Origin of the sequence: Bradyrhizobium sp. CCGUVB14 (assembly GCF_024199935.1) — a bacterium.
Taxonomy (GTDB): domain Bacteria; phylum Pseudomonadota; class Alphaproteobacteria; order Rhizobiales; family Xanthobacteraceae; genus Bradyrhizobium.
Genome location: NZ_JANADS010000001.1, coordinates 845,192 through 870,913, shown reverse-complemented (window position 1 = coordinate 870,913; position 25,722 = coordinate 845,192). Strand labels below are relative to the sequence as shown.

The following is a 25,722-nucleotide window of genomic DNA, read 5'->3' as shown; positions in this document are numbered from 1 at the left end:
TCTCGCGACCAGGAAGTGACGGCCTTGCAAGATCAATCGTTCCAGCCAAATTTCCCCGCCCCGGGTCAGCCCATCGACGAACTCGCGTTGTCGGAGATCAAGGGCGCGATCCTGGCGAAGCTGCGCCTTGCCATCGGCAAGGACGCGGGCATGGCGACCAAGCACGACTGGTACCAGGCCGCGGCGCTGGCGCTGCGCGACCGCATCGTGCATCGCTGGCTCACGGCCGAGAAGCGCAGCTATGACGCAGGGCGCAAGCGCGTCTATTATCTCTCGCTCGAATTCCTGATCGGCCGCCTCTTCACCGATGCGCTCAACAACATGGGCCTGTTGAAGATCTTCGAGGTCGCGCTCGGCGATCTCGGCGTGTCGCTGCCTGAGCTGCGCAAATGCGAGCCGGATGCCGCGCTCGGCAATGGTGGTCTCGGCCGTCTCGCGGCCTGCTTCATGGAGAGCATGGCGACACTGTCGATCCCGGCAATCGGCTACGGCATCCGCTACGATTACGGCCTGTTCCGCCAGATCATCAATCAGGGCTGGCAGCAGGAATATCCGGACGAATGGCTCGGCTTCGGCAATCCCTGGGAATTGCAGCGGCCCGAAGTGATCTACGACGTGAATTTCGGCGGCGGCGTCGAGCATGTCGACGACAAGGGCCGCGACCGCGCGATCTGGCACGCGGGCGAGACGGTGCAGGCGATCGCCTACGACACGCCGATCGTCGGCTGGCGCGGCCAGCACGTCAACGCATTGCGGCTGTGGTCGGCGCGCTCGCCCGATCCGTTGAAGCTCGACGCCTTCAACAAGGGCGACTATGTCAGCGCCAGCGCCGAGCAGTCGCGCGCCGAAGCGATCTGCAAATTCCTCTATCCGAACGACGAAAGCCCGGCGGGCCGCGAGCTGCGGCTGCGCCAGGAATATTTCTTCGTCTCGGCCTCGCTGCAGGATCTCATCAAGCGGCATCTCGCCTCCGACGGCCAGCTGCGCAGCCTGTCGTCCAAGGTCGCGGTGCAGCTCAACGACACGCATCCGAGCCTCGCCGTCACCGAGCTGATGCGCATCCTCGTCGACCTCCACAATTTCCGCTGGGACGAGGCCTGGAAGATCACGGTCGCGACGCTGTCCTACACCAATCACACGCTGCTGCCGGAAGCGCTGGAGACGTGGCCGGTCGAGCTGTTCGAGAAGCTCTTGCCGCGCCATCTCGAGATCATCTACCGCATCAACGTCCAGCATCTCGCCCTGGCCGAAGCGCGCGCCCCCGGCGACATCGACTTCCGCGCCTCCGTCTCGCTGATCGACGAGAAGAGCGGCCGCCGCGTCCGCATGGGCCAGCTCGCCTTCGTCGGCTCGCACCGCATCAACGGCGTCTCGGCGATGCATTCGGATCTGATGCGCGAGACCGTGTTCCACGATCTCAACCATCTCTATCCCGGCCGCATCACCAACAAGACCAACGGCATCACCTTCCGCCGCTGGCTGATGCTGGCGAATCCGAAGCTCACCGACCTGCTGCGCGAGACGTGCGGCGAAGCCGTGCTCGACGACCCGACCCAGCTCTCGCTGATCGAGGCGCGCGCCAGCGACGTCGAATTCCAGAAGAAATTCCGAGCCGTCAAGCTTCACAACAAGACCGCGCTGGCACGCCTGATCGGCGAGCGGCTCGGTATCAAGGTCGATCCGACCGCATTGTTCGACGTGCAGATCAAGCGCATCCACGAATACAAGCGCCAGCTGCTCAACGTCATCGAGACGGTTGCGCTGTATCAGTCGATCAAGGACGACCCCAACGGCAATTGGGTGCCGCGGGTGAAGATCTTTGCGGGCAAGGCGGCCGCGAGCTACCGCTACGCCAAGCTGATCATCAAGCTGATCAACGACGTTGCCGAGGTCGTCAACAACGATCCCGCCATCGGCGGCAAGCTGAAGGTCGTCTTCCTGCCCGACTACAATGTCAGCCTTGCCGAAGTGATCATTCCTGCGGCCGACCTGTCCGAGCAGATCTCGACCGCCGGCATGGAAGCCTCCGGCACCGGCAACATGAAGCTGGCGCTGAACGGCGCCATCACCATCGGCACGCTCGACGGCGCCAATATCGAGATCCGCGATCAGGTCGGCATCGAGAACATCGCGATCTTCGGCATGGAAGCCGGCGACGTCATGATCCGGCGCAAGCAGGGGCTGGACGCTTCCGACGTGATCCGCAATTCGCCAAAGCTCCAGCGCGCCATCAACGCGATCGGCGCCGGCGAATTCTCGCCCGGCGATCCCGGCCGCTTCGAATCCATCGCGCATGCGCTGCGCTATCTCGACCACTACATGGTCAGCGCCGACTTCGATTCCTATTACGAGGCGCAGCGCAGCGTCGACGCACGCTGGCAAGTGGCGCCGGCCTGGACCCGCGCCTCCATCCTCAACGTCGCGCGCATGGCGTGGTTCTCGTCCGACCGCACCATCCGCGAATACGCCGAGGAAATCTGGAACGTGCCGGTCAATCCGATCACGCCGCCGTTCCAGATGGCAGAGACCCTGCGCGACGCGGCGAGCTGATTTTCCGCAGCGTGAAATCGGCGTTACCTGCGGGGTTATTGCTTTGGCAGGATAGCCGTCATATGACGGCTTGAGCTTTCTCAAGCCGGAGTCGGTCGTGCCCGTTGGCGGCGAGTATACGAGCCCGGATGGGCAGCTTCGATTACTTGTCATATGTCCCGACGGGGACTGGACGCTGGGTTTCGACGGCTTCCCCTGGCACACGCACGGCAGCATCCTTGCCAGTCTTTCTGGCAAGGATGAGGAAATTGCCATCGACGACTTCGTTGCCGATCTAACGAGCGGCAAAAGCATCATCGCCATGAAGCGCATAAGCGGCTCAGTTGCGGATGTCTGGGTCACAGACGATCCTGCCGACGATCTTTCGGGTTCGCAAAAATATGGTCCCGATGATGAGACGATGGAATTTCGTCTTTGGGACGGAAGTGCTGTGAAGGTCTAATTCAATGCACGCCAAGCTCCCGCACCCCTTCGACGACGCCACCCGCATCACCGCCGGTGACTCGCACTGGCAGGGGCACACCAGCGACGACTACTGGGCGTTCGTCGGACCGTTCGGCGGCGTCACCGCCGCGACCATCCTGCGTGCGCTGATCGAGCATCCAGAACGCTCCGGTGATCCGCTGGCGCTGACCGTCAATTACTGCGCGCCGATCGCCAAGGGCCCGTTCGATCTCGACATCCGGCTGGTGAAGGCCAACCGCTCCAGCCAGCACTGGAGCGTCGAACTGTCGCAGGGCGGCGGCGAGGTCGCGACGCTCGCGACCGCCGTGTTCGCCGAGCGCCGGCCGTCCTGGGAGCACCGGGTGGCGCAATATCCGGATACCAAGCCGTTCGAACAGACGCTGCCGTTCCCGAAGATCAAGGCGTCCTGGGCCAACCAGTATGAATTCCGTTTCGTCGAGGGCGAAATGCGGCTCGGCCCGCCGCAACCCGAGCTCGCCGGCACTTACTCAAAGCTCTGGATCAGCGATCGCGAGCCGCGCAAGCTCGACATGCCGTCGCTGATGTCGATGTCGGACGCCTTCTTCGGCCGCATCTTTCACGCAAGGCGCGAGCTGGTGCCGTTCGGCACGGTGTCGCTGACGACGTATTTCCACACCGACGTGGAGGAGCTCGCCGCAGAAGACATCACGCGCGTGCTCGCGACGGCCGATTCGAAGATCATGCACAAGAGCTACGCCGACCAGAACGCCGAGTTGTGGTCGCCGACCGGGCGGTTGCTCGCGACGACGACGCAGATTGCGTATTTCAAGGCGTAGATCTTGCTCCGCTGTCGTCCCGGCGAAAGCCGGGACCCATAACCACAGGGCGTAGTTTGACGAAGACGCGCAGTGACACCTCTTCTTCGCCGGTACTTGCACCGCACGCTATCGATAGATCACGCGGTATGGGTCCCGGCTTTCGCCGGGACGACACTGATTGTGTGGCGCGCGCGCATGTCCCGCACAAACAAAAAGGGCGGCCTCGCGGCCGCCCTTTCGCATTCCAACGAAGCGAAGATTACTCCGCCGCGAGCTTCACGTCCGGCGCAGCGGCGCGCACTTCGGCGTCCACCTGGGCTTCGAACTTGGCAAAGTTCTTCTGGAACATGCCGACCAGCGCGCGGGCGGTCTTGTCGAACTCGTCCTTGTCCTTCCAGGTGTTGACCGGGTTGAGGATCTCGCTCGGCACGCCCGGCAGCGCGGTCGGGACCGCAAAGCCGAAATATTTGTCGGTGCGGAATTCGACGTTGCGGAGCGAGCCGTCGAGGGCTGCGGTCAGCAGCGCGCGCGTCACCTTGATCGGCATGCGCGAACCCGTGCCGTACTTGCCGCCGGTCCAGCCGGTATTGACCAGCCAGCAGTCGACATTGTGCTGGGCGATCAGGTCACGCAGCATGTTGCCGTAGACGCTGGGGTCGAGCGGCAGGAAGGGTGAGCCGAAGCAGGTCGAGAATTCCGGCTGCGGCTCGTTGCCGAGGCCGCGCTCGGTGCCGGCGACCTTGGCGGTGTAGCCGGAGAGGAAGTGGTACATCGCCTGCGCCGGCGACAGCTTTGCGATCGGCGGCAGCACGCCGAAGGCGTCGGCCGCGAGCATCACCACGTTCTTCGGCTGCGGCGCGCGGCCGGTGCGCGAGGCGTTCGGGATGAAGTCGAGCGGATAGGCCGAGCGGGTATTCTCGGTCTTGGAGCCGTCGTCGAAATCGACGATGCGGGTGTCCTCGTCGAGGACGCAGTTCTCGAGCACCGCGCCGAAGCGGGTCGACGCCGCGTAGATCTGGGGCTCGGCTTCCTGCGAGAGCTTGATGCACTTGGCGTAGCAGCCGCCCTCGAAATTGAAGATGCCGTTCGGGCCCCAGCCGTGCTCGTCGTCACCGATCAGCGTGCGGTTGGGATCGGCCGACAGCGTGGTCTTGCCGGTGCCGGACAAACCGAAGAAGATCGCAGAATCGCCATTGGCGCCGACATTGGCCGAGCAATGCATCGGCATCACGCCGCGCTCGGGCAGATAATAGTTCAGCGTGGTGAAGACCGACTTCTTCATTTCGCCGGCATAGTAGGAGCCGCCGATCAGCACGATCTTGCGGGCGAAGTCGATCGCGACGACGTTCTCCGACTTGCAGCCATGGCGCTTCGGATCGGCGCGGAAGCTCGGCATGTCGATGATGGTGAGCTCGGGTGTGAAGCTCGACAGCTCGACCGCCTCGGGGCGGATGAGAAGCGTGCGGATGAACAGCGAGTGCCAGGCGAGCTCGGTGAAGACGCGGGTCTTGATCCGGTAGGCCGGATCGGCGCCGCCGTAGAGGTCTTGCGCGAACAGGCTCTTGCCTTCGGCGTGCTTGAGGAAATCCTGATAGAGCGTCTCGAACTGCTCCGCGGTGATCGACTGGTTGCCGGCCCACCACATCTTCTTGTCGGTGGTGGCGTCACGCACCGTGAACTTGTCCTTCGGGCTGCGGCCCGTGAACTCGCCGGTGTCGGCGCAGAGCGAACCGTCAGCGGACAGCACCGCCTCGCCCGCGGAGAGCGAGTATTGATAGAGCTGCGGTGCGCCCAGGTTCCAGTGAACCTGCTTGAGATTCTTTAAGCCGAATTTGTCGGCACCGAAAGCACCGTTGCGCACGCCCGTCTCTTGCACGAAAAACCCTCCTAGAACCCGCGACACATAGCGCGACCTAAGTTGGCGCCGTCGCAGTCACCGTGAATTACAGGCCATCGGCCTCGGTTGGATGACCTAATACTGATGAACGCTGACGTTGCCAAGCTGATCCCGCAGGATTTGGTTTATTCAAGGACCGCGCCAAACGTCGCGCATGACAGCTCTGAGCGAGCCAACGCAAAAATCACGAATGATCGCGCAACCAAATGCGTGTTTCAGCGTTGATCGGAGTTTTGCGACGCACAAACGCGCGGGTCTATCGTACCGCACCTTCGCCGATCAGTGCGAATGGCCCCCACATCGCGGGGTAGGCATTGCGGGGCGACGAGGCGTCATCAACGTACGTTAACATCGCGCGACGCAGAGCTTCGGCTCTGCCGATTGTTGGTTCGTTTTTGAGCAGATCGAAAGTCGAAGTGGTCAAGCGGGTAGCAGCCTCCGAATCGACTGCCCAATGCGAAACCAGCAGTGCGCGCGCACCTGCATAGAAGAAGGCGCGCGCCAATCCCGACAGGGCCTCGGCGCCGGGCTTGTCGCCGGCAATCGTGTTGCAGGCCGACAGCACGACCCAATCGGCATTGAGCTTGAGCTGGGCGACTTCGCTCGCCGTGAGCAGGCCATCATCGAGCTCCGAGGGCTGGTCGGGAATCGAGAGCGCAAGCGACGGCTCGCCCACACCCTTGACGTCGCCGGCGACGAGGCCGTGGGTCGCAAAGTAGATGATGCTGTATTGAGCAAGCGGTGCACGCTTGAGCGTCGCTTCGCTGGCATCGCGACCGAGATGAATGTCGGCGTCAGTCGCACCGACATCTTTCGCCACGGCATTCAGCTCGTCTGCAGTATCGGGCAGTTGCGGCAGCGCCTGCGCAAGTCGCGCGCGATCGACGCCTGCACCGCGCCAGAAGTCGGTGTAAGCGATGGTCGCGATGCTGCGCGCGGCAACCTTGCCGCTCGCTGCGCGACGATCGGCGGGGCCGCCCTCGGCGGGATTGAACACGGGATCGCCAAAGCCGGTCATCGGTTTGACGCCCTCGTCCTTGCGCGCAAAAGCACGCAGCGATTTCAGGCTGACCACCGATGGCAGCACCGAGACAGCCTGACGCCGCAGCAGCCAGGCAGCGCTGCGATAGCCCTCGAGCGTCTCCGGGATCGCAGATTGCGGTGTCTCCGTGACGAGCAAATGAAACGGTAACGCAGTGAGCGCGCCCGACGGCACCGAGAGCAGGCTGCGCTTGTCCCTGGTCAGCGCCTCGACCGGGCCGAGCAGCGTGACATAGAGTTCATTGGCGAGGGCGAGGTCGAACAAGCCCGATTTGCCGGAGCCATCGCGCGCCTTGCCGACATCGAGGCCGCGGCGGAAAGCCGTGACCTTCTGCGCCAGCGCGTCCGCGCCAAGCGGAATTTCCTTCCAGTCGGCGCCCTCGCGCGTGATGGCAATGACGTAGCTGCGGTTGTCGACGACGGAATAAAGCACCATCGCCTCATCGGTCGACAGCAGCGGCTGGACGTCCTTGACCGTCAGCGGCACCGGGTTGGAGAGCGAGGCGTAGTCTGGGAATTCGATGGCAAGCGTCTTCTGCAAGCCGGCACGCTCGCTTGCGATGCCTGCGATCCGGGCGCGGCTGCGCTGCTCGGAAGCGACGTCGCGCTGCGCCGACGGCTTCGACACGGCCGCGATGATCGCCTTGTCGAGCGATTCAGATTCGGCGCCGAGATCCTGGTCCTTACGCACCAGCTCGGCGAGACGGTCGCTGCCGGCGGCGAGCCGCACCGCGAGCTTGTTCACGGCCGATGCGGCGGAGGATTGCGTGCCGCGCTGGATCGCAGCGAGCGCCTCGTCCAGCGCCTTGTCTTGCGGCAGCAGCGATTGCTGGCGCGCCGCAAACAGGATCGGCAGCACCACGCGCAGCTGCGCGCGATCGTTCGCAAGCGTTTTTTCCGCGAGCGGCAACGCGTCCGCAATTCGCCCGGACACAAAGAGGAAATAAGCGAGATTGCCGGTGGATGTCGCGACGTCGGGATGATCCGGCCCCAGCGCACGCTCGCGGATGGCGAGCGCGCGGCGATACAGCGGCTCGGCATCGGCATAGCGATGCTGATGTTCGTAGAGGCCGGCGAGATTATTGAGGGAACGTGCGACGTCGGGATGATCCGGTCCCAGCGCTTTTTCGCGGATCGCGAGCGAGCGCTTGATCGGCGCTTCGGCATCGGCGTCGCGGCCGAGATCGCGATCGACCTGGCCGATGTTGTTCAGGACCGTGGCGACCGCAGGATGCTCGGGCCCGGCGGCTTTCTGGTAGATCGCGAGCGCGCGCTGAAACAGCGGCTCGGCTTCGGCCTGACGCTGCTGCCTGACATAGAGCGTGGCCAGATTGTTGAGGGCCTGGCCGACATCGGGATGCTCGCGTGACAGGCTCTTCTCCCGGACGGCCAGCGCCCGCTTGAACAGCGGCTCGGCCTCGGCGAAGCGGCCCTGCCGCTGATACAACGCGGCGAGATTGGTCAGCTCGGCCGCGACCAGCGCGTTGTCGAGCCCCAGCGACTTCTCCATCAACGCGATCGAACGCTTGTAGAGCGGCTCGGCGAGGTCGTCCCGGCCCTGACCGGCATAGACCTGACCGAGATTGTTCAAGGCGGCGGCAAGTTCGCGACCGTTGTCGCTCTTCTCCAGGCTCGCGACCATCGCCTGCGCCAGGGGAAGCGCCTCCGAATATCTGCCGGCCTTGGTCAGCCCGTTGATCCTGGCGCTCTCCGTCGCGAGATTGCCCTTCTGCGCAAGGCCGGGCGTGGCCAGCGACGCAGCGATCGCGAGCGCCAAGCCCGCGAGCATCAAACGACGGCGTGTCATGAACCCTCTCGCTGCGCGCCTTGCGACCATTACGGTCTTGGGTCGCAGCGATGGGCAGCAGCGTTCAAATCATTGCGCCTGGCCGGCCTTCGCGCGCGCCTCGCCGGCGAGGCGGACCAGCATCTTGCGCAGTGCCGTGCCATTCGTGACCCGCTCCGGAAAATCCAGCCTCAGCGCAGTCTGGCCGTCCTGCATGTCGAGGCCTTCGGGGTCGCATCCGGTGCAGCGCCAGTCGGCTGCGGCCGCGCCGAGCAGTTGGGTGGCGTAAAGGCCCATGGCCTCGCGATGGTCGGCATTCATGTGCTCGACCGCCCCCTCCTCGGCCGCCAGCAGGTCCTCGGTGCCGGCGAGGTCCGTGAGGAACTGTTCCGGCTTGAGATCGACGATTCGGCCAAAGCCCGCGACCAGATGGGTTCCGGTCGGGCGGATCCGGAAGAACGAAAAATCCTTAAATGAAACAAAGGCCTCCGCTGAAGGATGAGCATTGAGATACCGCCGCTGCAGCATATCCTTCTCGTCCTCGGCCTGTTCGGCCCGGCCGGACAGCATGATCCGGGCGCCTTCCAGCGGATCGCCCGCGGCGCGCTCGTCCAGCATCAGGGAGACCCGGCTGTCTGCGAGGATGTTCTTGGTATGAACCGCCAATCGGGAGATCAGCAGGATCGGCGAGCCGTCGGGATGGCTGGCCAGATTGACCAGGGAACAATAGGGATCGCCGCTGCCGGGCATGAGCGTCGCGAGCGCTCCCTGTCGCGACCGCCTGAGCAGCGATTTGGCGAGCGTTTGGGGAGCGAAATCAGGGGTCGGTTGCATGGGCTTTCTCGGCTCAGGTGGTTGCAAGGCAGGCCTTTTTTCGGGTAAACGAGGGTCTGGTTATGGGTCGAAACGCGGCGAATCTGCCGTGTTTCGTGGAACTTGGTCACACTTCAGCCCAGCTTGCATTGCTCGGTGACAAGGTTCGAATGCCAATTCGGCACCCATGTATGCGGCGCATCACTGGATTGCTCGCCGTTTTAAGCCACGACCCAAACGGAAAGCAGAAAGCAGAGGCTCATGCCCACAATCGCTTTGGTCGACGACGACCGCAACATTCTCACATCCGTCTCGATCGCGCTGGAAGCCGAAGGCTATCGCATCATGACCTACACCGACGGCGCCTCCGCGCTCGACGGTTTCCGCACGACCCAGCCTGATCTCGCCATCCTCGATATCAAGATGCCGCGCATGGACGGCATGGAGACGCTGCGCCGTCTCAGGCAGAAGTCCGACCTGCCGGTGATCTTCCTGACCTCCAAGGACGAGGAGATCGACGAGCTGTTCGGCCTCAAGATGGGCGCCGACGATTTCATCCGCAAACCGTTCTCGCAGCGCCTGCTGGTCGAGCGTGTCAAGGCAGTGCTGCGCCGCTCGGCGCCGAAGGATCCGACCGTCGCGCCGAAGGAGAACGACGCCAAGGCGCTCGACCGCGGCCTGCTGCGCATGGACCCGGAACGCCATACCTGCACCTGGAAGAACGAGCCGGTGACGCTGACGGTCACCGAATTCCTGATCCTGCAGGCGCTGGCGACACGGCCCGGCGTGGTCAAGAGCCGCAATGCGCTGATGGACGCCGCCTATGACGACCAGGTCTATGTCGACGACCGCACCATCGACAGCCACATCAAGCGGCTGCGCAAGAAGTTCAAGGTGGTCGACAACGATTTCGAAATGATCGAGACGCTGTACGGCGTCGGCTACCGCTTCAAGGAAGCCTGAGGCGCACGCGCCTTCACGACAGATGAGGGCTGCGCCGGTTCTGATTCCATCGGAACCGGGCATGCTCTGAAGCGCAATCGCGCTTCAGTTTATTGTTTGAGCATGATCTTTCGGAAAACCGCTGCACACTTTTCCGGATCATGCTCTAGGATGCGGGGACCGTCACACGAGCTGTCCTAACGTGGGCGTAAGCATTGCTTGACCGAACGCAGCCTGATCCGAGTTCGAACGCCGAGGACGTTACCGCCCACGGCGCCTCGGAGCATGAGGACAAGCCGGCTACGCGCGGCTGGGGACCGCTGAACTGGCTCAAGCGCGCCGGCCAGTTCTTCTTCGCGCTGTCGTTCTCGAGCCTCACCCGCCGCATCGTCTCGCTCAATCTGGCGGGTCTCGTCGCCCTGGTCGCGAGCATCCTCTATCTGTCGCAATTCCGCGCCGGCCTGATCGACGCGCGCGCGCAGAGCCTGCTGGTGCAGGCCGAAATCATCGCCGGCGCGATCGGCGCCTCGGCGACGGTGCAAACCAACGCGATCACCGTCGACCCCGAACGGCTGCTCGACCTGAAACTGGGCGAGAGCTATGGCGGGCCCGACGATTCGCTGGATTTTCCGATCAATCCCGAGCGCGTGGCGCCGGTGTTGCGCACGCTGATCTCGCCGACCAAGACCCGCGCGCGGATCTTCGATCCCAACGGCTCGGTGTTGCTCGACAGCCGTGACCTCGACGTTCTCAGGGCCTTTCCGCTGCCGCCACCGTCCGAGAAACCCGGGCTGGTCGAGCGCGCCATGGTCGCGACCCGCACCTGGCTGAACCGCGGCGACCTGCCGCTCTACCGCGAACTCGGGCGCGAGAACGGCAACGGCTATGTTGAAGTCGCCGATGCGCTCCAGGGCCAGAAGCGCTCGATGGTGCGGGTCAATGCGCGCGGCGAGGTGATCGTCTCGGTCGCGGTCCCCGTGCAGCGCGCGCGCGCGATCCACGGCGCGCTGATGCTGTCGACCCAGGGCGACGAAATCGATCAGATGGTCACGGCCGAGCGCTTGGCGATCCTGAAGGTCGGCGGTGTCGCCGCCGCGGTCATGATCATGCTGTCGCTGCTGCTCGCGAGCACGATCGCGGGTCCCGTGCGCCGGCTCGCCGACAGCGCCGAGCGGGTCCGCCGTCGCATCAAGACCCGCGTCGAGATTCCCGATTTCACCCGCCGCCGCGACGAGATCGGCCATCTCTCCGGCGCGCTGCGCGACATGACCAGCGCGCTCTACAAGCGTATCGAGGCGATCGAGATGTTCGCCGCCGACGTCGCCCACGAGCTGAAGAACCCGCTGACCTCGCTGCGCTCTGCGGTCGAGACGATGCCGCTGGCGCGCAACGAGAACAGCCGCGCCCGCCTGCTCGAGGTGATCGAGCACGACGTCAAGCGGCTCGACCGCCTGATCTCCGATATCTCCGATGCAAGCCGGCTCGATGCCGAATTGCAGCGGCAGGATGCGGTCCCGGTCGATCTCAAGCGGCTCCTCGGCACGCTGGTTGCGGTCGCCAATGAAACCAAGCTCGGCCACGACGTCGCAGTCGAGGCACGCTTCGAGGGCCGCAGCCCGACTGACACGTTCGCGGTCACGGGTCATGATTCGCGGCTCGGGCAGGTGGTCTCCAACCTGCTCTCCAACGCGCAGTCGTTCTCGGAGGCCGGCAGCAAGGTGCGCCTGACCTGCCGGCGCGTGCGCGGCGAGATCGAGATCGTGGTCGACGACGACGGTCCCGGCATCCGCGACGACGCGCTGGAGCGCATCTTCGAGCGCTTCTACACCGACCGGCCGCACCAGGGCTTTGGCCAGAACTCCGGCCTCGGCCTGTCGATCTCCAAGCAGATTGTCGACGCCCATGGCGGGCGCATCTGGGCGGAGAATCGCGCCGGCCCCGCTGACGAGGACGGGGCGCCGACGGTTGCCGGCGCGCGCTTCGTGGTGAGGCTGCCGGCGCTATGAGCCAAGGCAGCCTGGACGAAGGCGAGCGAAGCGTTCACGCCTCCGCAGTCAAGGTCGGCTCCCGGGCAGTGCTGATCCGCGGGCCCTCGGGCGCCGGCAAGTCGCGCCTTGCCTTCGATTTGATCATGGCGGGACGCTCAGGCGTGGTCGAAAGCGCCATCCTGGTCGGCGACGACCGTGTCCATCTGGCGACAGTCAGCGATGAAATTGCGGTCCGTCCCGCCCCCCTCCTGGCCGGCCTGATCGAGATTCGGGGACTGGGAATCCGCCGCTGCGACTTCGTGGAGCATGCGACGGTCGGCCTCGTGGTCGATCTGGACGCCGACGACGCTGAAAGGCTGCCGGCGCCGGAATCGCTGAAAACCACCATTTTTGGTGTCGAAATACCGCGAATCCCGGTCGGGCGCGGCTATTCGCCCCTCCCCTTGGTTGTCGCAGCCTTGACCACTACCAAGAGTTAACCTCCACCTAACCCTTGCGGCGATTGTTTGAAGGGAAATGGTAACCATATGAAACGCACACTCGCGACCGAATAGACCGGCGCAGCTCCCCTTATCCATCCGTCTAGATTCAGGGAGATACGCAACATCCCCCCTTGCGCGGGGGCTCTGGATGGTCAAAGTGGCGCGTTCGTGCGGTGCACCAAAAGCGCCCGCGGGAGTTTTCCGATGATTGGTCTAGTACTTGTGACCCACGGGCGCCTTGCCGACGAATTCAAGGCAGCGCTTGAGCATGTCATGGGCCCACAAAAGCAAATCGAAGCGATTACGATCGGCGCTGAAGACGATTCCGATCTGTGCCGAAGCGACATCATCGAGGCGGTTAACCGCGTCGATTCAGGCGACGGCGTTGCGATCCTCACCGACATGTTCGGCGGCACCCCGTCGAACCTCGCGATTTCCTGCATGAGCCGACCGAAGGTCGAAGTGCTCGCGGGCATCAACCTGCCCATGCTGGTGAAGCTCGCCAAGGTGCGCGAGGAGCGTCCGCTGCCCGACGCGATCGCGATGGCTCAGGAAGCCGGCCGCAAATACGTCACCATCGCCAGCCGCGTGCTCGCCGGCAAATGAGTGACGACGCACCACAAGCGGGGACAGGCGTGCCCGCGGGTGCGATCTCCAAAGAGCTCCTGATCATCAACAAGCGCGGCCTGCACGCCCGCGCCTCGGCGAAATTCGTCCAGGCGGTCGAGCGCTTCAACGCGCAGGTCTGGGTGACGCGCGGCGGCGAGACGGTCGGCGGCACCTCGATCATGGGCCTGATGATGCTCGCGGCAGGACCGGGCACGACGATCACGGTCGCCGCCTCGGGCACTGACGCCGAAGCCGCACTCGCGGCGATCGCCGAGCTCGTTGAAAGCAAGTTCAACGAGGAAGGGGTTTAGACCCCTCGGTCACTTCGCCGGCGGGGCGATGTAGACGTTCCACGTCATCGACGGGCCGGCCTTGCCATGGGTGAAGCGGCGCGTCGTCATCACGATGCGCTCGGCGTTCGGCGCGATCTCGGACACCCACTTCTCGAATGCCGGCAGGCGGCCATCCGTCGGATCGAACACGCCGATGAAGCCGTATTTCTTGACGTCATCCAGCGATGTCAGCCCGGAGCTCCAGGCCTCGTTCGGGATGAACGCAACCGGATGGTCGGGGCTGTAGAACACCATCGGCTGGATCGATTCCATCGTGCCGGCGACGATCGCCCAGCGCGAGGCGAAGCGCGAATGCCAGGCCTGGGTCAGCTCGCGCGCGAGCTCCGAGCGCGCGCCATAGGTCGCGGTGTTGCCGGCATTCGCAGCCATCTCACGCGCGGCGATCCAGGGTGAGGCGACGAGCGTCGCCACGCTGAGCACCAGCCAGATCGCTACGATATTGAACAGCACGGCGCTCTGCACCCGCAGCGCCGGAATCGCGACCAGCGCAAGCGGCACCAGGAAGAACAGCGAGATGCCCCAATCGGTCTTCATGTAGATGCTGAAGGCGAGCGCGCCGAGCGGCGGCCCGGCCGCAACGATGATCTGGATGATCCAGATGTTCAGCGCCTGGGAAACATTGACGCCTGCGTTGGCGCCGCGCGCCCAGGCCCGCGTGACGATGCGCGAGGGCGCGCGCACGAGCAGCGTCAGCCACGGCGGCACCAGCGCCATCGCAAGGGCTGCGAGCGCCACGGGAAGCGCCAGCAGCGCGGCATTATGCAGGACATAGCCGAACACGAGCTGCCGCACCTGGCCGGCATCCTCGATGCTGTAGGTGTCGCCGGCATAGGTCAGCGGCACGAAATGCGCATCCGCAAGCCAGACGATGTGCGGGATCATCGCCACCAGCAGCGTCGCGATCGCGACCCAGGGCGCCGGCGACAGCAGGAATTTCATGCGCTCCGGGTGGATCAGTACGGCGAGCCCGATGGCGCCGATCATGGTCAGCACCCAATATTTGGTCATCAGCGCCAGCGCGCCGGCGAGCCCGAGCCAGACGCCGGACTGCCAGCTCCGCTTCTCGAACGCGTTGAGGTAAGCGAGCACGACGAGCGGCAAGGTGACGAGCTGAAGCAGATCGGGATTGTACTTGAACCCCTTGAAATTGAAGATCGGGTAGAGCGCGACCATCACCACGACCAGGAACGCGCGACGCGGGTCCACCACGCGCATCGCCACCAGCCAGCAGATCACCATGCCGACGCCGACCGTCGCCATCGCCAGCGCATAGGTCGCCCAATCCGTCGCCGGGAACACTTTGAACCAGACGCCGGCGATCCAGCCCGACAGCGGCGGATGTTTGCCGTAGCCCCACAGGAATTTCTGGCCCCAGCCCCAGGCTTCTGCGACGTCCATGTGAACGTCCTGCGCTGCCTTGAGATTGATCAGGATGAGGGTCCAGATCACCGCATGCAGGATGGCGAACTGGATCACCAGCCAGAGCCGGGCCGAGGGATCGGTCGCGTAGGCGACCAGCCAGGCCCGGAAACGGTCAAAGCTCACCCGGGGTTTTACGCGGGCGCGGGCGGAGGGGATCGAGGTCGTTGACATGGCCGTTGCGTAGCGCGTTTTGGGCCATCGTGGAATCAGCTTGGCGTGAAGAAAGGCCCTGAAAATACAGCAATATGGTTGCCGCACGGGGATGTGAGTGGTATCCCGCGCCCATGACGACCGTCCCCATTTCCAACATCCGCAATTTCTCCATCGTCGCCCATATCGACCATGGCAAATCGACGCTGGCCGACCGTCTGATCCAGATGACCGGCGGCCTCTCCGACCGCGAAATGGCGGGCAAGGAGCAGGTGCTCGATTCCATGGACATCGAGCGCGAGCGCGGCATCACCATCAAGGCGCAGACGGTGCGCCTCGCCTACCGCGCCAAGGACGGCAAGGATTACGTGTTCAACCTGATGGACACGCCCGGCCATGTCGACTTCGCCTACGAGGTCTCGCGGTCGCTGGCGGCTTGCGAAGGTTCCCTGCTGGTGGTCGACGCCAGCCAGGGCGTCGAGGCGCAGACGCTCGCCAACGTCTACCAGGCGCTCGACAACAATCACGAGATCGTCCCGGTCCTGAACAAGGTCGACCTTCCGGCGGCCGAGCCCGAGAAGGTCAAGCAGCAGATCGAGGACGTCATCGGCATCGACGCCTCCGATGCCGTGATGATCTCGGCCAAGACCGGCCTCGGCATCCCTGATGTGCTGGAAGCCATCGTCACCCGCCTGCCGCCGCCGAAGGGCGATCGCGACGCGACCTTGAAGGCGCTGCTGGTCGACAGCTGGTACGACGTCTATCTCGGCGTCGTCGTGCTGATTCGTGTTGTCGACGGCGTCATGAAGAAGGGCAGCCGCGTCCGCATGATGGGCACCGGTGCGGCCTACGACGTCGAGCGCGTCGGCTTCTTCACGCCGAAGATGCAGCAGGTCGACGAGCTCGGCCCCGGCGAGATCGGCTTCATCACCGCCGCGATCAAGGAAGTCGCCGACACGCGCGTCGGCGACACCATCACCGACGACCGCAAGCCGGTCACCGAGATGCTGCCGGGCTTCAAGCCGGCGATCCCCGTGGTGTTCTGCGGCCTGTTCCCGGTCGACGCCGACGACTTCGAAACGCTGCGCGCCGCGATGGGCAAGCTGCGCTTGAACGACGCCAGCTTCTCCTTCGAGATGGAAACCTCCGCCGCGCTCGGCTTCGGCTTCCGCTGCGGCTTCCTCGGGCTGCTGCATCTGGAGATCATCCAGGAGCGGCTGTCGCGCGAGTTCGACCTCAACCTGATCGCGACCGCGCCGAGCGTCATCTACAAGATGAAGCTCACCGACGGCACCGAGCTCGAGATCCACAATCCCGTCGACATGCCTGACGTGGTGAAGATCGAGGAGATCCAAGAGCCCTGGATCGAGGCGACGATCCTCACGCCCGACGAATATCTCGGCAGCGTGCTGAAGCTGTGCCAGGATCGCCGCGGCTCGCAGAAGGAGCTGACTTACGTCGGCGCCCGCGCGATGGTGAAATACGATCTTCCGCTCAACGAGGTCGTGTTCGACTTCTACGACCGGCTGAAGTCGGTCTCGAAGGGCTACGCCTCGTTCGACTATCATCTCACCGACTACAAGCCGGCCGACCTCGTCAAGATGCAGATCCTGGTCAACGCCGAGCCGGTCGATGCGCTCTCGATGCTGGTGCATCGCACCCGCGCGGAAGGCCGCGGCCGCGCCATGGTCGAGAAGATGAAGGAGCTGATCCCGCCGCACATGTTCCAGATCCCGATCCAGGCGGCGATCGGCGGCAAGGTGATCGCGCGCGAGACCGTGCGCGCGCTGCGCAAGGACGTCACCGCGAAGTGCTACGGCGGCGACATCACCCGTAAGCGCAAACTTCTGGAGAAGCAGAAGGAAGGCAAGAAGAAGATGCGGCAGTTCGGCAAGGTCGACATCCCGCAGGAAGCTTTCATTGCCGCGCTGAAGGTCGACAGCTGAGGCGGATCGAGATCCGGCCCGGGATGTCCGGGGCCGGACAGCATCAATCTCCAAAACAACCCCATGCACAGTAGCCGACGTCTCGTCGGAACTGCGAAATTTCGATTTTTACGAAATTGGCTTGACGCGTCTGGCAAAACACCGGCAGGATGGCATCATGGCAGTGGTGCAGCCGGCAGGCGACGATGTCCCATCAACCCATCCCCGTCACGTTTGCGCTCATCGCCCGGATACCCGCGGACGGCATCGCGGACTTCAGGGCCTACGAGGATGCGGTGCTGCCGCTCCTGCCCGAGTTCAACGGACGTCTGGAGCGTCGGCTTCGAAACTCCGACGGCACGATGTAAATGCACATCGTCAGCTTCGCATCGGAAGCGGATTTTCAAAGTTATCGGAATGACCCTCGGCGGACGGCTCAGGCATGGCTGCTGGAAAGGTCCGCCGCCAGGCTCGAATTGATTCCGATGGCGGACGTCTGACGGGCCAAGCGCAAAGAGACCGCCCTCATCCGATCGCGAAATCAGCCACGGTCTCGGCGCGAGTGGCCGTCGTGTCGAATGTCTCGACTGATGTTGTTCGACCAACTGCTCGATGATCGCTTCATGACTGATGACGTCAGCGAATGCACGCCGCGCAACGCCCGTAGATGTACGGGACGTGCGTCGGCGGTAGCCTTTGCAGATTGCGCCAGTTGCGCGCGAAACGCGATTTGAAGGTGTAACGAAGTCGAAGCGCGCTTCGCGGCTGAAAATTAGTTTTGCCTCATAATCGTAATGACTCCGACGCAAAAAAAGAAAATAGGCTGCTTCAACAAGAATAATTAGTGGGAGGAGTACATGGATACTGCGGGTCGCCTGCGCGCGATGGCAGTGCTGTGCCGTCAGACAGCCGCGCGTCATCCTGATCGAAGTTGGAAACTGCTCGCCGAAGCCGAGTTTTGGGAGCATTTGGCCAACGATGCGGCGCGCGATCATGTCGACCAATGCTCAATTTGCTCACCGCTTCCTGAGGAGCGCAGTATTGCACGACCAGCTGCGGCCCCTGTGGAGTGACTGGGAAACAAAATAATTTGTTAGTGTCTGTGTGCGTAACTTGTTGCGTGCCGCCCACCGCCGATTGCGGCACATTGGAATGGGAATGCCGGCCCCGGCTGTTACCCCATCCTGCGGCTGGGGCCGTTTGAACTTTCACAGCATCGTTCAACCCGGTCCACAACCATGATGAGAGGCATCGCCATAGCGCTATTCGGGATGGGGTTCCTTACCCAGCTCGATCAAGCATTCCTCTATGGTCGCAATACCGAGGCCGCACTCCGGCTCATGCGGGACATCAGCAGAGGTTTTGGACTGTAGGACATCGTCCGGTGCCCTCTTTGATCGGGCAGCGCTCCGCCAGGCCACTACTTCTTCAATAATATGTCTTTCGCTCGCGCCATTCGCCTGACTGATCCGGCGTGACGGCCCAATTCCGCGGCTATCTTCGATGCGCCAACGCCCCGCCGGGCCAGCGCGATCAACCGCCGAATCTCCTGCTCGGTCCATTGCTTTGGCTTTGGTGTTTTCATGGTACGGCCCCACGAGCCGCACCACTTAACGGCTGCGGCTGGGGGCCGGCACTTGGGAATTTTACGGGTGGCGCGCCCGGGACGGCCACGAAGCCGCGGGCGCAAATGCGACACATCTTAGCGTCCGCTCAGGATCTAACTGAGAATAGCTAGGCCTGAGTAGATTCTGTCTGGTGTGCTGCCATGAGCCGCCTCGCTGCGCCCCAAAAAATTCGTCAGCCGTCCAGTAACGTCAACGCCTCGCGCACGCGGTCGATGACGCTGTCGTAGTCACGGCCCTCTGTTTGCCTGAACAGGCGGACGGTGGGGTACCAGGGACTGTCGTCCCGACCGAGCAGCCATCGGTAGTCGGGAACGTAGGGAAGAAGGATCCACGTCGGGCACCCGAGCGCTGCAGCCAGATGTGCGACACTTGTGTCAACGGCAATGACGAGATCGAGCGCCGAAATCAGCGCGGCCGTATCAGAGAAATCAGCGAGGTCGCCGGTGAGATCGACGACATCCGGTCGTTGATCGAGAACCTGCTTGTCGAGCGGCCTCGGGTCCTTCTGCAGGCTGACGAACTGTGCGTCGACATCCATCAGGCGGCTGAAGACGCTGAGAGGCACGGAGCGGTTGCGGTCGTTCCAGTGCCGTGGATTTCCGGACCAGACCAATCCGATCCTGCGTCGATCGCGCCGCCCAAGACGCGTTTCCCAATGCGCGATCCGATCTGGCGAAACGGCCGGCAAGTACGAGCGAGCCGAGGGAATCGTGTTGAGCGTGGTTCCGAAGATCAGTGGCAGGCTGTCGAGCGCACAGTGAAAATCGAAGGCGGGCAGGACGGAATCGTCTCGCTTGAGAACGCATTGGACCAATCCGTCCATGCCCGAAAAGAGTGACGCCAGGGACTCCTCGACCAACAGGACAACGCGAGCACCTTGCGCGGCAAGGAAGGGAATATAGCGGACAAACTGAATCGTATCGCCCAGCCCTTCATCAGCACAGACAAGCACGGTCTTGCCGGCAATACTCTCATCGCCGAGCCATCGCTGGGAACCCAACTGAGGATAGCCGCGAGACAGATGCGGGATCTCCCATCGGGCTTCGCGCCCCCGCCAGCCCTTTTCGAATTCCCCAGTCAGCAGCTGGAGCAGCGCGAGGTTCCATTCCGTGACAGCCAATTCGGGGGCGATCGCCAGCGAACGTTCATATTCCGTCTTGGCCTGGTCGAGGCGGCGAAGCTCGACAAGAGATGCCGCCCTGTTGGTGATGGTTCGTGCAATGTGCGGCGCCATCGCCAGCGCCCGGTCGAACGACAAGACAGCCTGATCGTGCCGACCGAGCGCCTGCAGGACGTTGCCGAGGTTGCCGTGGGTATCCGCGTTGGTCGGATCAAGCTCGATGGCGCGCATGTTGTCCGCGCGCGCCTCGTCCAGCCTTTTCAGGCTCTTCAACACCAATGCCCGCATGTGGAACGACGGAGCATGATCAGGCTTCGCTTGGATGCTGCGATCGAGAAAAGTGAGAGCGTCGTCGAATTGCTCCAGCCCGTGCAGCAGGTGGCCGGCCTTGTAAGCCGCCTCCCACAGATGTCCATCGAGCTCAAATGCGTGCTTGAAGCAAAGCAGTGCGTCAGAGGATCTGGTCGCGTCGATCAGGAGGTTGCCCATGAGCGACCAAAGCGAGGCGTCGCTTGGCGCCAATTGAACAGCCTTGTCGGCCACCTGCAGGGCCTGTTCGATCCGCCCTTGCTTGGCCAACGCTGTCGCCAAGTTCGCCAGATAGCGTGGGCGAGGTTCGCTTCGAACCGCCTGCGAAAACCACTCGACCGCCTGCCCGAAATGACCTGCGCTGAAAAAGACCTCGCCCATGAGATGCAGGATCTCGGCCTTGTCCACGCCAGACGCCGACAGGGCCTGCTCACAAAGGCGCTGCGCATCAAGGTGGCGCCCCTCCTTGAGATAGGCGGAGACTGACTCTCGAAGATTGGCCTCTCTCAGGTTCTTGGCTGGCTGTGCCTTGTTCCGCTTTTGGCCGCGGTTCCCGGGAGACATTCCAAATTCCAAGTCCAGACAACAGGTCTCTCTACCTCTAGATGATTCGTCGTCACGGTGGCCAAAAAACCTCGCTCATTGGTTGCGACCAAAAAATACTCCAAGGCGCGGTCGGAACCAACTCCGCTAAAAGCTGATGAGTGGTCGGCTATGGGTCAAAATGCGAAAACTCGGGTTGAGCAAATGCGGTCCGCTCTGCCGCGACGAGCGGACCTCAGTCAGATGAGACGCAACTCCGCAGATGGGCCAATTTCGGAAGTGAGCACTTTCATTCGATCACCTCGTCTGCGCGAGCGACCAGCGAAGGTGGGATGTCGATTCCAAACGTTTTTGCAGTTTTGAGATTGATGAAAAGTTCAAACTTGGTTGGTTGTTCAACCGGCAAGTCAGCAGGCTTCGCGCCTTTAAGTATCTTATCAACATAGGCGACGCAGCGCCGGTTGAAGTCCATAATGTCCGCTCCATAGGATATGAACCCACCGAGTTGTACAAACTCTTTTCCCATAGCCACTATAGGCAACCGACGCGGTGTCGCGAGGTCGACAATGCGTTTTCGTTGATTGAAAAGCATCGGGCTCGGAAATATGAGAATGGCATCCGCACGTTCTCCAATGATCGTTGAAAATGCGAGATCCAAATCGTCGGGGGCGTGCACAGCAACAAGTCGGAGCTGCACTCCCAGGGTTAGTGCCGCCTCTTTTGCTTCCGCCATCATGTCATTCATCGTGCGCTCGCCATAGGCGCCGGGATGCCAAAGAGCGGCCACCCGCGAGGCCGTGGGTAGCGCTTCCTTGAGCAGTGCTAAGCGCTTGGGCACAAGCTGCGGGCCGAGGAAGGTCAACCCAGTGATGTTGCCCCCCGGTCGAGCGAGGCTGGCCACCAGCCCATCCCCCACAGGATCGCCCATAACCGGCACGACAATGGGAATCGTGGTGGTCGCTTGCTGTGCGGCCCGCGCGGCGGGCGTATTCGAAGCGACGATGAGATCCACGTTAAGTCGGACCAGTTCAATCGCCAGAGCCGGAAACCGTTCGACCTTCAGGCCTGCAGCTCGAGTCTCTACGAGCACGTTCTGACCATCGACATAACCAAATTCGCGTAGTCCTTGGTCGAAGGCTTTGATGGCGGCGCGCGCCTCGGGAGATTCGATCGCACCCGTCACCAGGAGGCCAATTCGAGGTATTTTCTTGGATTGCTGCGCCCGCACCCCTAGCGGCCATGCTGCCGCTCCGCCAATAACACCAAGAAGTTCTCGCCGCTTCATGGATCTCGCTCATAAACCGTGGCAGATCGTCATTGCCCGAGCTGCTGAAGCACCGCGAACCACAGCGCGAGCGGTTCTCTGAGCGCTCCCGGCTCGGACGGCTTCTGACGAACGGCAGTGTGCACCATCACAAGCTTCGAGACGGGATCGACCAGGATGACCTGACCGCGTATGCCAAGCAGAGCAAATCTGCGCTGCTCGCCAGGGAGGAGCCACACCTGATAGCCATAGCCGAAATAGGGTGTGGCCACGCGCGGAGCAAGATAGCCGTCGCTCGGCCTGACGGTCGTGGCATCCAACAACCACTGCCGAGGGATCAGCTGACGACCTTCCCAAGCGCCATCGTGTGCAAGCAGCCGGCCCAGGCGCGCATAGTCGCGCAAGGTCGCGTTGAAGCAGCAAAACGCGATCTCCCGGCCGCTGCCATCTATCGCCCATGAAGCATCCGCTTCGGTGCCGATGGCATCCCAGATCCTATCGTGGAGATAGTCGGCAACCGGCGTGCCCGTAGCGGAGCGCAGGACCAGGCCCAGGATCTCGGTTTCCACGCTTGCATAGTGCCATCTGGTCCCCGGCGGCGCGGTTCGGTTATTGAATTGCGCGATGACGGCGGCAGGATCTTTGGTCTCTTCAACGAACAACGCTCGCCCAAGCCGGGCTATATCGTCGTGCCCGTCATAGACTTCCGAAAACTCGACGCCCGACGACATATTCAACAAGGCCCGGATGGATGTGTTTCCATATTCCGCTCCCGCAAGGCCAGGGACATAGGTTGAGACAAGGTCGTCGATCGACTTGATCCGTCCCTCCGAGACCGCGATGCCGACCAGCATCGACACCAACGTCTTGGCCATCGATTGCGAAAGAAGGCGGTCGTGATCGGTCCGCGAATATTGATAGTGCTCGTACAGGATGGTGTCGTCCCTGGCGATCAGGAGCCCTGTCACCGGGTTTCGCTTGAGGTAATCCCCGATGCTCAGCCGCTCGGTGCCAAAACTGTAGGCGATTGATGGCTCTGGTGCGCGCTTGAATTGCCAGGGTACCGCCGCGCGACTGATCCGGCGAGAGGGGTAAATCTCGTCGAAGTGGCTGTAGGCTCCGACGAGCTTGTCAAGCTGTGTGGTGGTCGCCCGCGTGCCCTTTGGATAGCCGGACGCCGCGCCGTAGATATCAGCATCGGGGCCGCTATTTGAAAAAGCCGGTCCCGCCGCGCCGGAAGAGCTTTGGACGTCCTCTGCGCATGCCAATGGCGCCCAGACCGCGGAGACAACGATCACGGGCAAGAAAAGCCTGCAGCAACCGCGCGGCGTGCAGAGCGCTCCCCAGTTCACTGGACTTAGCCTCCTCAAACGTTCTTGCGTACGCATTTACCAGAACGACTTTGCAGGCATGTGAGGAGAGCATGCTATCACCACGGCTAGACGGTGTCAGCATGGTGCACGTAGGATGGGTTGAGCCGTTGCGAAACCCATCGTCTAGACAGACGGGCGCACTAGCTCGACCCGATCGTGAAGGAAGGTTGATGGGTTTCGCTTCGCTCTACCCATCCTACAAGCTGCACCACTTAACGACTGCGGTCAGGGGCCGGCACTTGGGAGTTTGACGGGTGGCGCGCCCGGGTCGATATCCGCGTCCGGCCCCAGGGCTGCTATCCGCCGCCTCGCGCAAGGAAAACCGCTGAAGGCTCCACCTCGACAAGGAATTGGTCCCTGGCGAGGCTTGGCACTCCAATCCAGGTTGTACACGGCGGGTTATCGCCGAACACCGATTTGAGAGCAGCGCTGATTGCCTCGCCCTCGTGCATGTGGGTTTGCTTGATGTAGAGCCGCAACGCGCCGACCTGATCGAGGGTCGCACCGACCGTCCCCAGCGCTACGCTGAGGTTTTCGAGACTCTTGCTGAGTTGACGACCGATGTCGCCGGCTCCAATGACGTTCTGATCTGCGTCCCAAGCCACCTGGCCGGACACATACACGATGTCGCCGAACGGTGTGGGGACAGTGGCGACCTGCGCGAAGCCATATCGCGAGCTATCGAAGATTCCGGTGGGAACATGCATCGTTCGGCTCATGAGAGCTCCCTTGGCCAGAGCGCCAGTCAGCGGCGCCGCGACTGTAGAGCAGAAAGCCGGCAATGGGAAAATCGACCTATCGAGCCTCCACCGACATTGCCTTCACCCGATCGCAAAATCCGCCGCCGTCTCCGCGTGAATCGCTGTCGTGTCGAACGTCTCGACCGACGTATCGGCGGCCCCCACCAGCATCGTGATCTCGGTGCAGCCGAGGATGATGCACTCGGCGCCGCGCGCCACCAGCGCGGCCATCACGTCCTGATAGCGGCGGCGCGAGGGCTCTGCGACGACGCCGAGACATAGCTCGTCGTAGATGATGCGGTTCACGTCGGCGCGCTCGTCGGCAGACGGAATCAGGACATCGAGATCATGCGCACGGAGACGGTCGATGTAGAAGTCTTCCTCCATGGTGAACTTGGTGCCGAGCAGCCCGACCCGCCGATATCCCTTGGCCCGGATGCGTTGCGCCGTTGCGTCGCCGATGTGAATGAAGGGTATGGTCAGCTGCGCGGTGAGTTCGGGCGCCAGCTTGTGCATCGTGTTGGTGCACAGCACGATCGCACCGGCGCCCGCGCCTTCGAGCCGCCTGGCCACGTCCGCGAGGCTTGCCGCCGCCTCGGCCCAGCGGCCGGAATATTGCATCTCCTTGATCTCCTGGAAGTCGTAGGAGTACAGCAGCAGCGGCGCCGAATGCAGCTTGCCCATGCGATCGCGGACGCGTTCGTTGATGAGCTTGTAATAGAGCGCGGTGCTCTCCCAGCTCATGCCGCCGATCAGGCCGATGGTTCGCATCCCCTTGCCTTTCGAAATCCGGTTCACAGGGATCGTAGACGAAGACGGTAACGCCCGCCATCGCGGCACGGAGCGAACGGCTCGATGTCAGCGGGTTGAACCCGATCCGGCCTCGGCGACACTATCTCCTGCAGGGTAAACGGCTTCGCCCGTCCGCGGGCGATACGGGGAGTGTCTCGCATGCGACAGCGAAACTGGCGATTGATTGCGGTGGGCACCGTGCTGCTGGTGCTGGCTGTGCTGTTCTTCCTGTCGATGCGCGACATGACGCTGTGGTCCAATGATCCTGTCGCCCTGATGCGCACGGTTGGAGAGGTTTCCGGCGTCGTCGGCGGCATCAGCCTCGTCATGATCGTGTTCGGCCTGATCGGCAGGAAGGCGCCGGTTTGACGCGACGCCAGCGGGAAGGCTCGGTCACGGCGGCATCACGCCTCCGCTACGAGCGGAATAACGGGTCTCCGACGCAAATCTGAATGTCAGAACCGCGCATTGCGCGCGGAATGGCATCTGGAGGCCGCGATGATCACCTCAAAACTCTTGGTTGCGCTCGTCCTCGCATCGACGATCGGCGCCGCGTCTGCGCAATCGTTCCATCCATCGGTGGCCGGAAAGGAAACGACCACAAGACCCTGGACAGCGCCGGTCGGCCATCGCCAGCCGCATGCCGCCGATATCCCGGCAACGACGATGGGTCCCTTGGATTTCCTCGATCAGGAGGATGCCAATGTCGACCGCAAGATCAGCGGCATTTGCCGGGGTTGCTGAATGCGTT

20 protein-coding genes and 1 pseudogene are annotated in these 25,722 nt (G+C 63.0%); 11 read left to right on the top strand and 10 right to left on the bottom strand.

Going from position 1 to position 25,722, the window contains the following annotated elements:
• The first annotated feature begins 24 nt into the window (after window positions 1–24).
• The 3 genes from NLM32_RS04140 to NLM32_RS04130 all read left to right on the top strand — a co-directional run bounded on the left by NLM32_RS04140 (window position 25) and on the right by NLM32_RS04130 (window position 3,812).
• Window positions 25–2,550, top strand: a complete 2,526-nt coding sequence (locus tag NLM32_RS04140; RefSeq protein ID WP_254128003.1) for a glycogen/starch/alpha-glucan phosphorylase — start codon at window positions 25–27, stop codon at window positions 2,548–2,550.
• Between the two features lie 70 nt (window positions 2,551–2,620).
• Complete coding sequence (locus NLM32_RS04135) at window positions 2,621–2,992, top strand: hypothetical protein (protein ID WP_254128002.1); 372 nt, start codon at window positions 2,621–2,623, stop codon at window positions 2,990–2,992.
• A 4-nt stretch (window positions 2,993–2,996) separates the two neighbouring features.
• Window positions 2,997–3,812: an acyl-CoA thioesterase II gene (locus tag NLM32_RS04130; protein ID WP_254128001.1), complete on the top strand. Its 816-nt coding sequence runs from the start codon at window positions 2,997–2,999 to the stop codon at window positions 3,810–3,812.
• Window positions 3,813–4,053: 241 nt separating this feature from the next.
• Here NLM32_RS04130 and NLM32_RS04125 read toward each other — a convergent pair whose 3' ends face one another.
• The 3 genes from NLM32_RS04125 to NLM32_RS04115 all read right to left on the bottom strand — a co-directional run bounded on the left by NLM32_RS04125 (window position 4,054) and on the right by NLM32_RS04115 (window position 9,352).
• Window positions 4,054–5,670, bottom strand: coding sequence for a phosphoenolpyruvate carboxykinase (locus NLM32_RS04125; protein WP_254128000.1), 1,617 nt, complete (start codon window positions 5,668–5,670; stop codon window positions 4,054–4,056).
• Window positions 5,671–5,947: 277 nt separating this feature from the next.
• Entirely contained in the window at window positions 5,948–8,539 is a 2,592-nt protein-coding gene (locus NLM32_RS04120) for a tetratricopeptide repeat protein (RefSeq protein WP_254127999.1), read from the bottom strand.
• A gap of 69 nt (window positions 8,540–8,608) precedes the next feature.
• Window positions 8,609–9,352, bottom strand: coding sequence for a HugZ family protein (locus NLM32_RS04115; protein WP_254135205.1), 744 nt, complete (start codon window positions 9,350–9,352; stop codon window positions 8,609–8,611).
• Window positions 9,353–9,592: 240 nt separating this feature from the next.
• Between NLM32_RS04115 and NLM32_RS04110 the strand changes: the two genes are divergently transcribed.
• From NLM32_RS04110 to NLM32_RS04090, 5 genes and pseudogenes are all read left to right on the top strand, one after another.
• A complete protein-coding gene (locus NLM32_RS04110) occupies window positions 9,593–10,294 on the top strand; it encodes a response regulator transcription factor (RefSeq protein ID WP_027535781.1) in 702 nt (233 codons plus the stop codon).
• 194 nt (window positions 10,295–10,488) lie between these two features.
• Window positions 10,489–12,279, top strand: a complete 1,791-nt coding sequence (locus NLM32_RS04105; RefSeq protein ID WP_254127998.1) for a sensor histidine kinase — start codon at window positions 10,489–10,491, stop codon at window positions 12,277–12,279.
• Window positions 12,276–12,815 (top strand): annotated as a pseudogene (locus NLM32_RS04100) (HPr kinase/phosphorylase). The gene NLM32_RS04105 and the pseudogene NLM32_RS04100 overlap by 4 nt, the downstream one beginning before the upstream one ends.
• A 132-nt stretch (window positions 12,816–12,947) precedes the next feature.
• On the top strand, window positions 12,948–13,349 hold the full coding sequence (locus NLM32_RS04095; RefSeq protein WP_007597752.1) for a PTS sugar transporter subunit IIA: 402 nt from the start codon (window positions 12,948–12,950) through the stop codon (window positions 13,347–13,349).
• Window positions 13,346–13,663, top strand: a complete 318-nt coding sequence (locus tag NLM32_RS04090; RefSeq protein WP_254127996.1) for an HPr family phosphocarrier protein — start codon at window positions 13,346–13,348, stop codon at window positions 13,661–13,663. The genes NLM32_RS04095 and NLM32_RS04090 overlap by 4 nt, the downstream gene beginning before the upstream one ends.
• Window positions 13,664–13,672: 9 nt before the next feature.
• Here the strand turns inward: NLM32_RS04090 and NLM32_RS04085 are convergent, their stop codons facing one another.
• Entirely contained in the window at window positions 13,673–15,298 is a 1,626-nt protein-coding gene (locus tag NLM32_RS04085; RefSeq protein ID WP_254127995.1) for a glycosyltransferase family 39 protein, read from the bottom strand.
• Between the two features lie 113 nt (window positions 15,299–15,411).
• Here NLM32_RS04085 and lepA point away from each other — a divergent pair, with 113 nt between their 5' ends.
• Complete coding sequence (gene lepA, locus NLM32_RS04080; protein ID WP_212445792.1) at window positions 15,412–17,223, top strand: translation elongation factor 4; 1,812 nt, start codon at window positions 15,412–15,414, stop codon at window positions 17,221–17,223.
• Between the two features lie 155 nt (window positions 17,224–17,378).
• On the opposite strand, the gene NLM32_RS04075 is transcribed toward lepA, so the two are convergent.
• The 6 genes from NLM32_RS04075 to NLM32_RS04050 all read right to left on the bottom strand — a co-directional run bounded on the left by NLM32_RS04075 (window position 17,379) and on the right by NLM32_RS04050 (window position 24,950).
• Window positions 17,379–18,206: a hypothetical protein gene (locus NLM32_RS04075; RefSeq protein ID WP_254127994.1), complete on the bottom strand. Its 828-nt coding sequence runs from the start codon at window positions 18,204–18,206 to the stop codon at window positions 17,379–17,381.
• A 796-nt stretch (window positions 18,207–19,002) separates the two neighbouring features.
• Window positions 19,003–20,823, bottom strand: a complete 1,821-nt coding sequence (locus NLM32_RS04070) for a tetratricopeptide repeat protein (protein ID WP_254127993.1) — start codon at window positions 20,821–20,823, stop codon at window positions 19,003–19,005.
• Window positions 20,824–21,091: 268 nt separating this feature from the next.
• The gene (locus NLM32_RS04065; RefSeq protein ID WP_254127992.1) at window positions 21,092–22,087 is read right to left on the bottom strand and encodes an ABC transporter substrate-binding protein; all 996 of its coding nucleotides are present in this window, start codon (window positions 22,085–22,087) and stop codon (window positions 21,092–21,094) included.
• A gap of 29 nt (window positions 22,088–22,116) precedes the next feature.
• Window positions 22,117–23,364 (bottom strand): serine hydrolase, encoded by a 1,248-nt coding sequence (locus tag NLM32_RS04060; protein WP_254135204.1) that lies wholly within the window; start codon window positions 23,362–23,364, stop codon window positions 22,117–22,119.
• A gap of 371 nt (window positions 23,365–23,735) precedes the next feature.
• Complete coding sequence (locus NLM32_RS04055) at window positions 23,736–24,158, bottom strand: RidA family protein (RefSeq protein ID WP_254127991.1); 423 nt, start codon at window positions 24,156–24,158, stop codon at window positions 23,736–23,738.
• 102 nt (window positions 24,159–24,260) lie between these two features.
• Window positions 24,261–24,950 (bottom strand): aspartate/glutamate racemase family protein, encoded by a 690-nt coding sequence (locus tag NLM32_RS04050; protein WP_254127990.1) that lies wholly within the window; start codon window positions 24,948–24,950, stop codon window positions 24,261–24,263.
• Between the two features lie 180 nt (window positions 24,951–25,130).
• Here NLM32_RS04050 and NLM32_RS04045 point away from each other — a divergent pair, with 180 nt between their 5' ends.
• Window positions 25,131–25,340, top strand: a complete 210-nt coding sequence (locus NLM32_RS04045; RefSeq protein WP_254127989.1) for a hypothetical protein — start codon at window positions 25,131–25,133, stop codon at window positions 25,338–25,340.
• A 129-nt stretch (window positions 25,341–25,469) separates the two neighbouring features.
• A complete protein-coding gene (locus NLM32_RS04040; RefSeq protein ID WP_254127988.1) occupies window positions 25,470–25,715 on the top strand; it encodes a hypothetical protein in 246 nt (81 codons plus the stop codon).
• Window positions 25,716–25,722 lie beyond the last annotated feature (7 nt).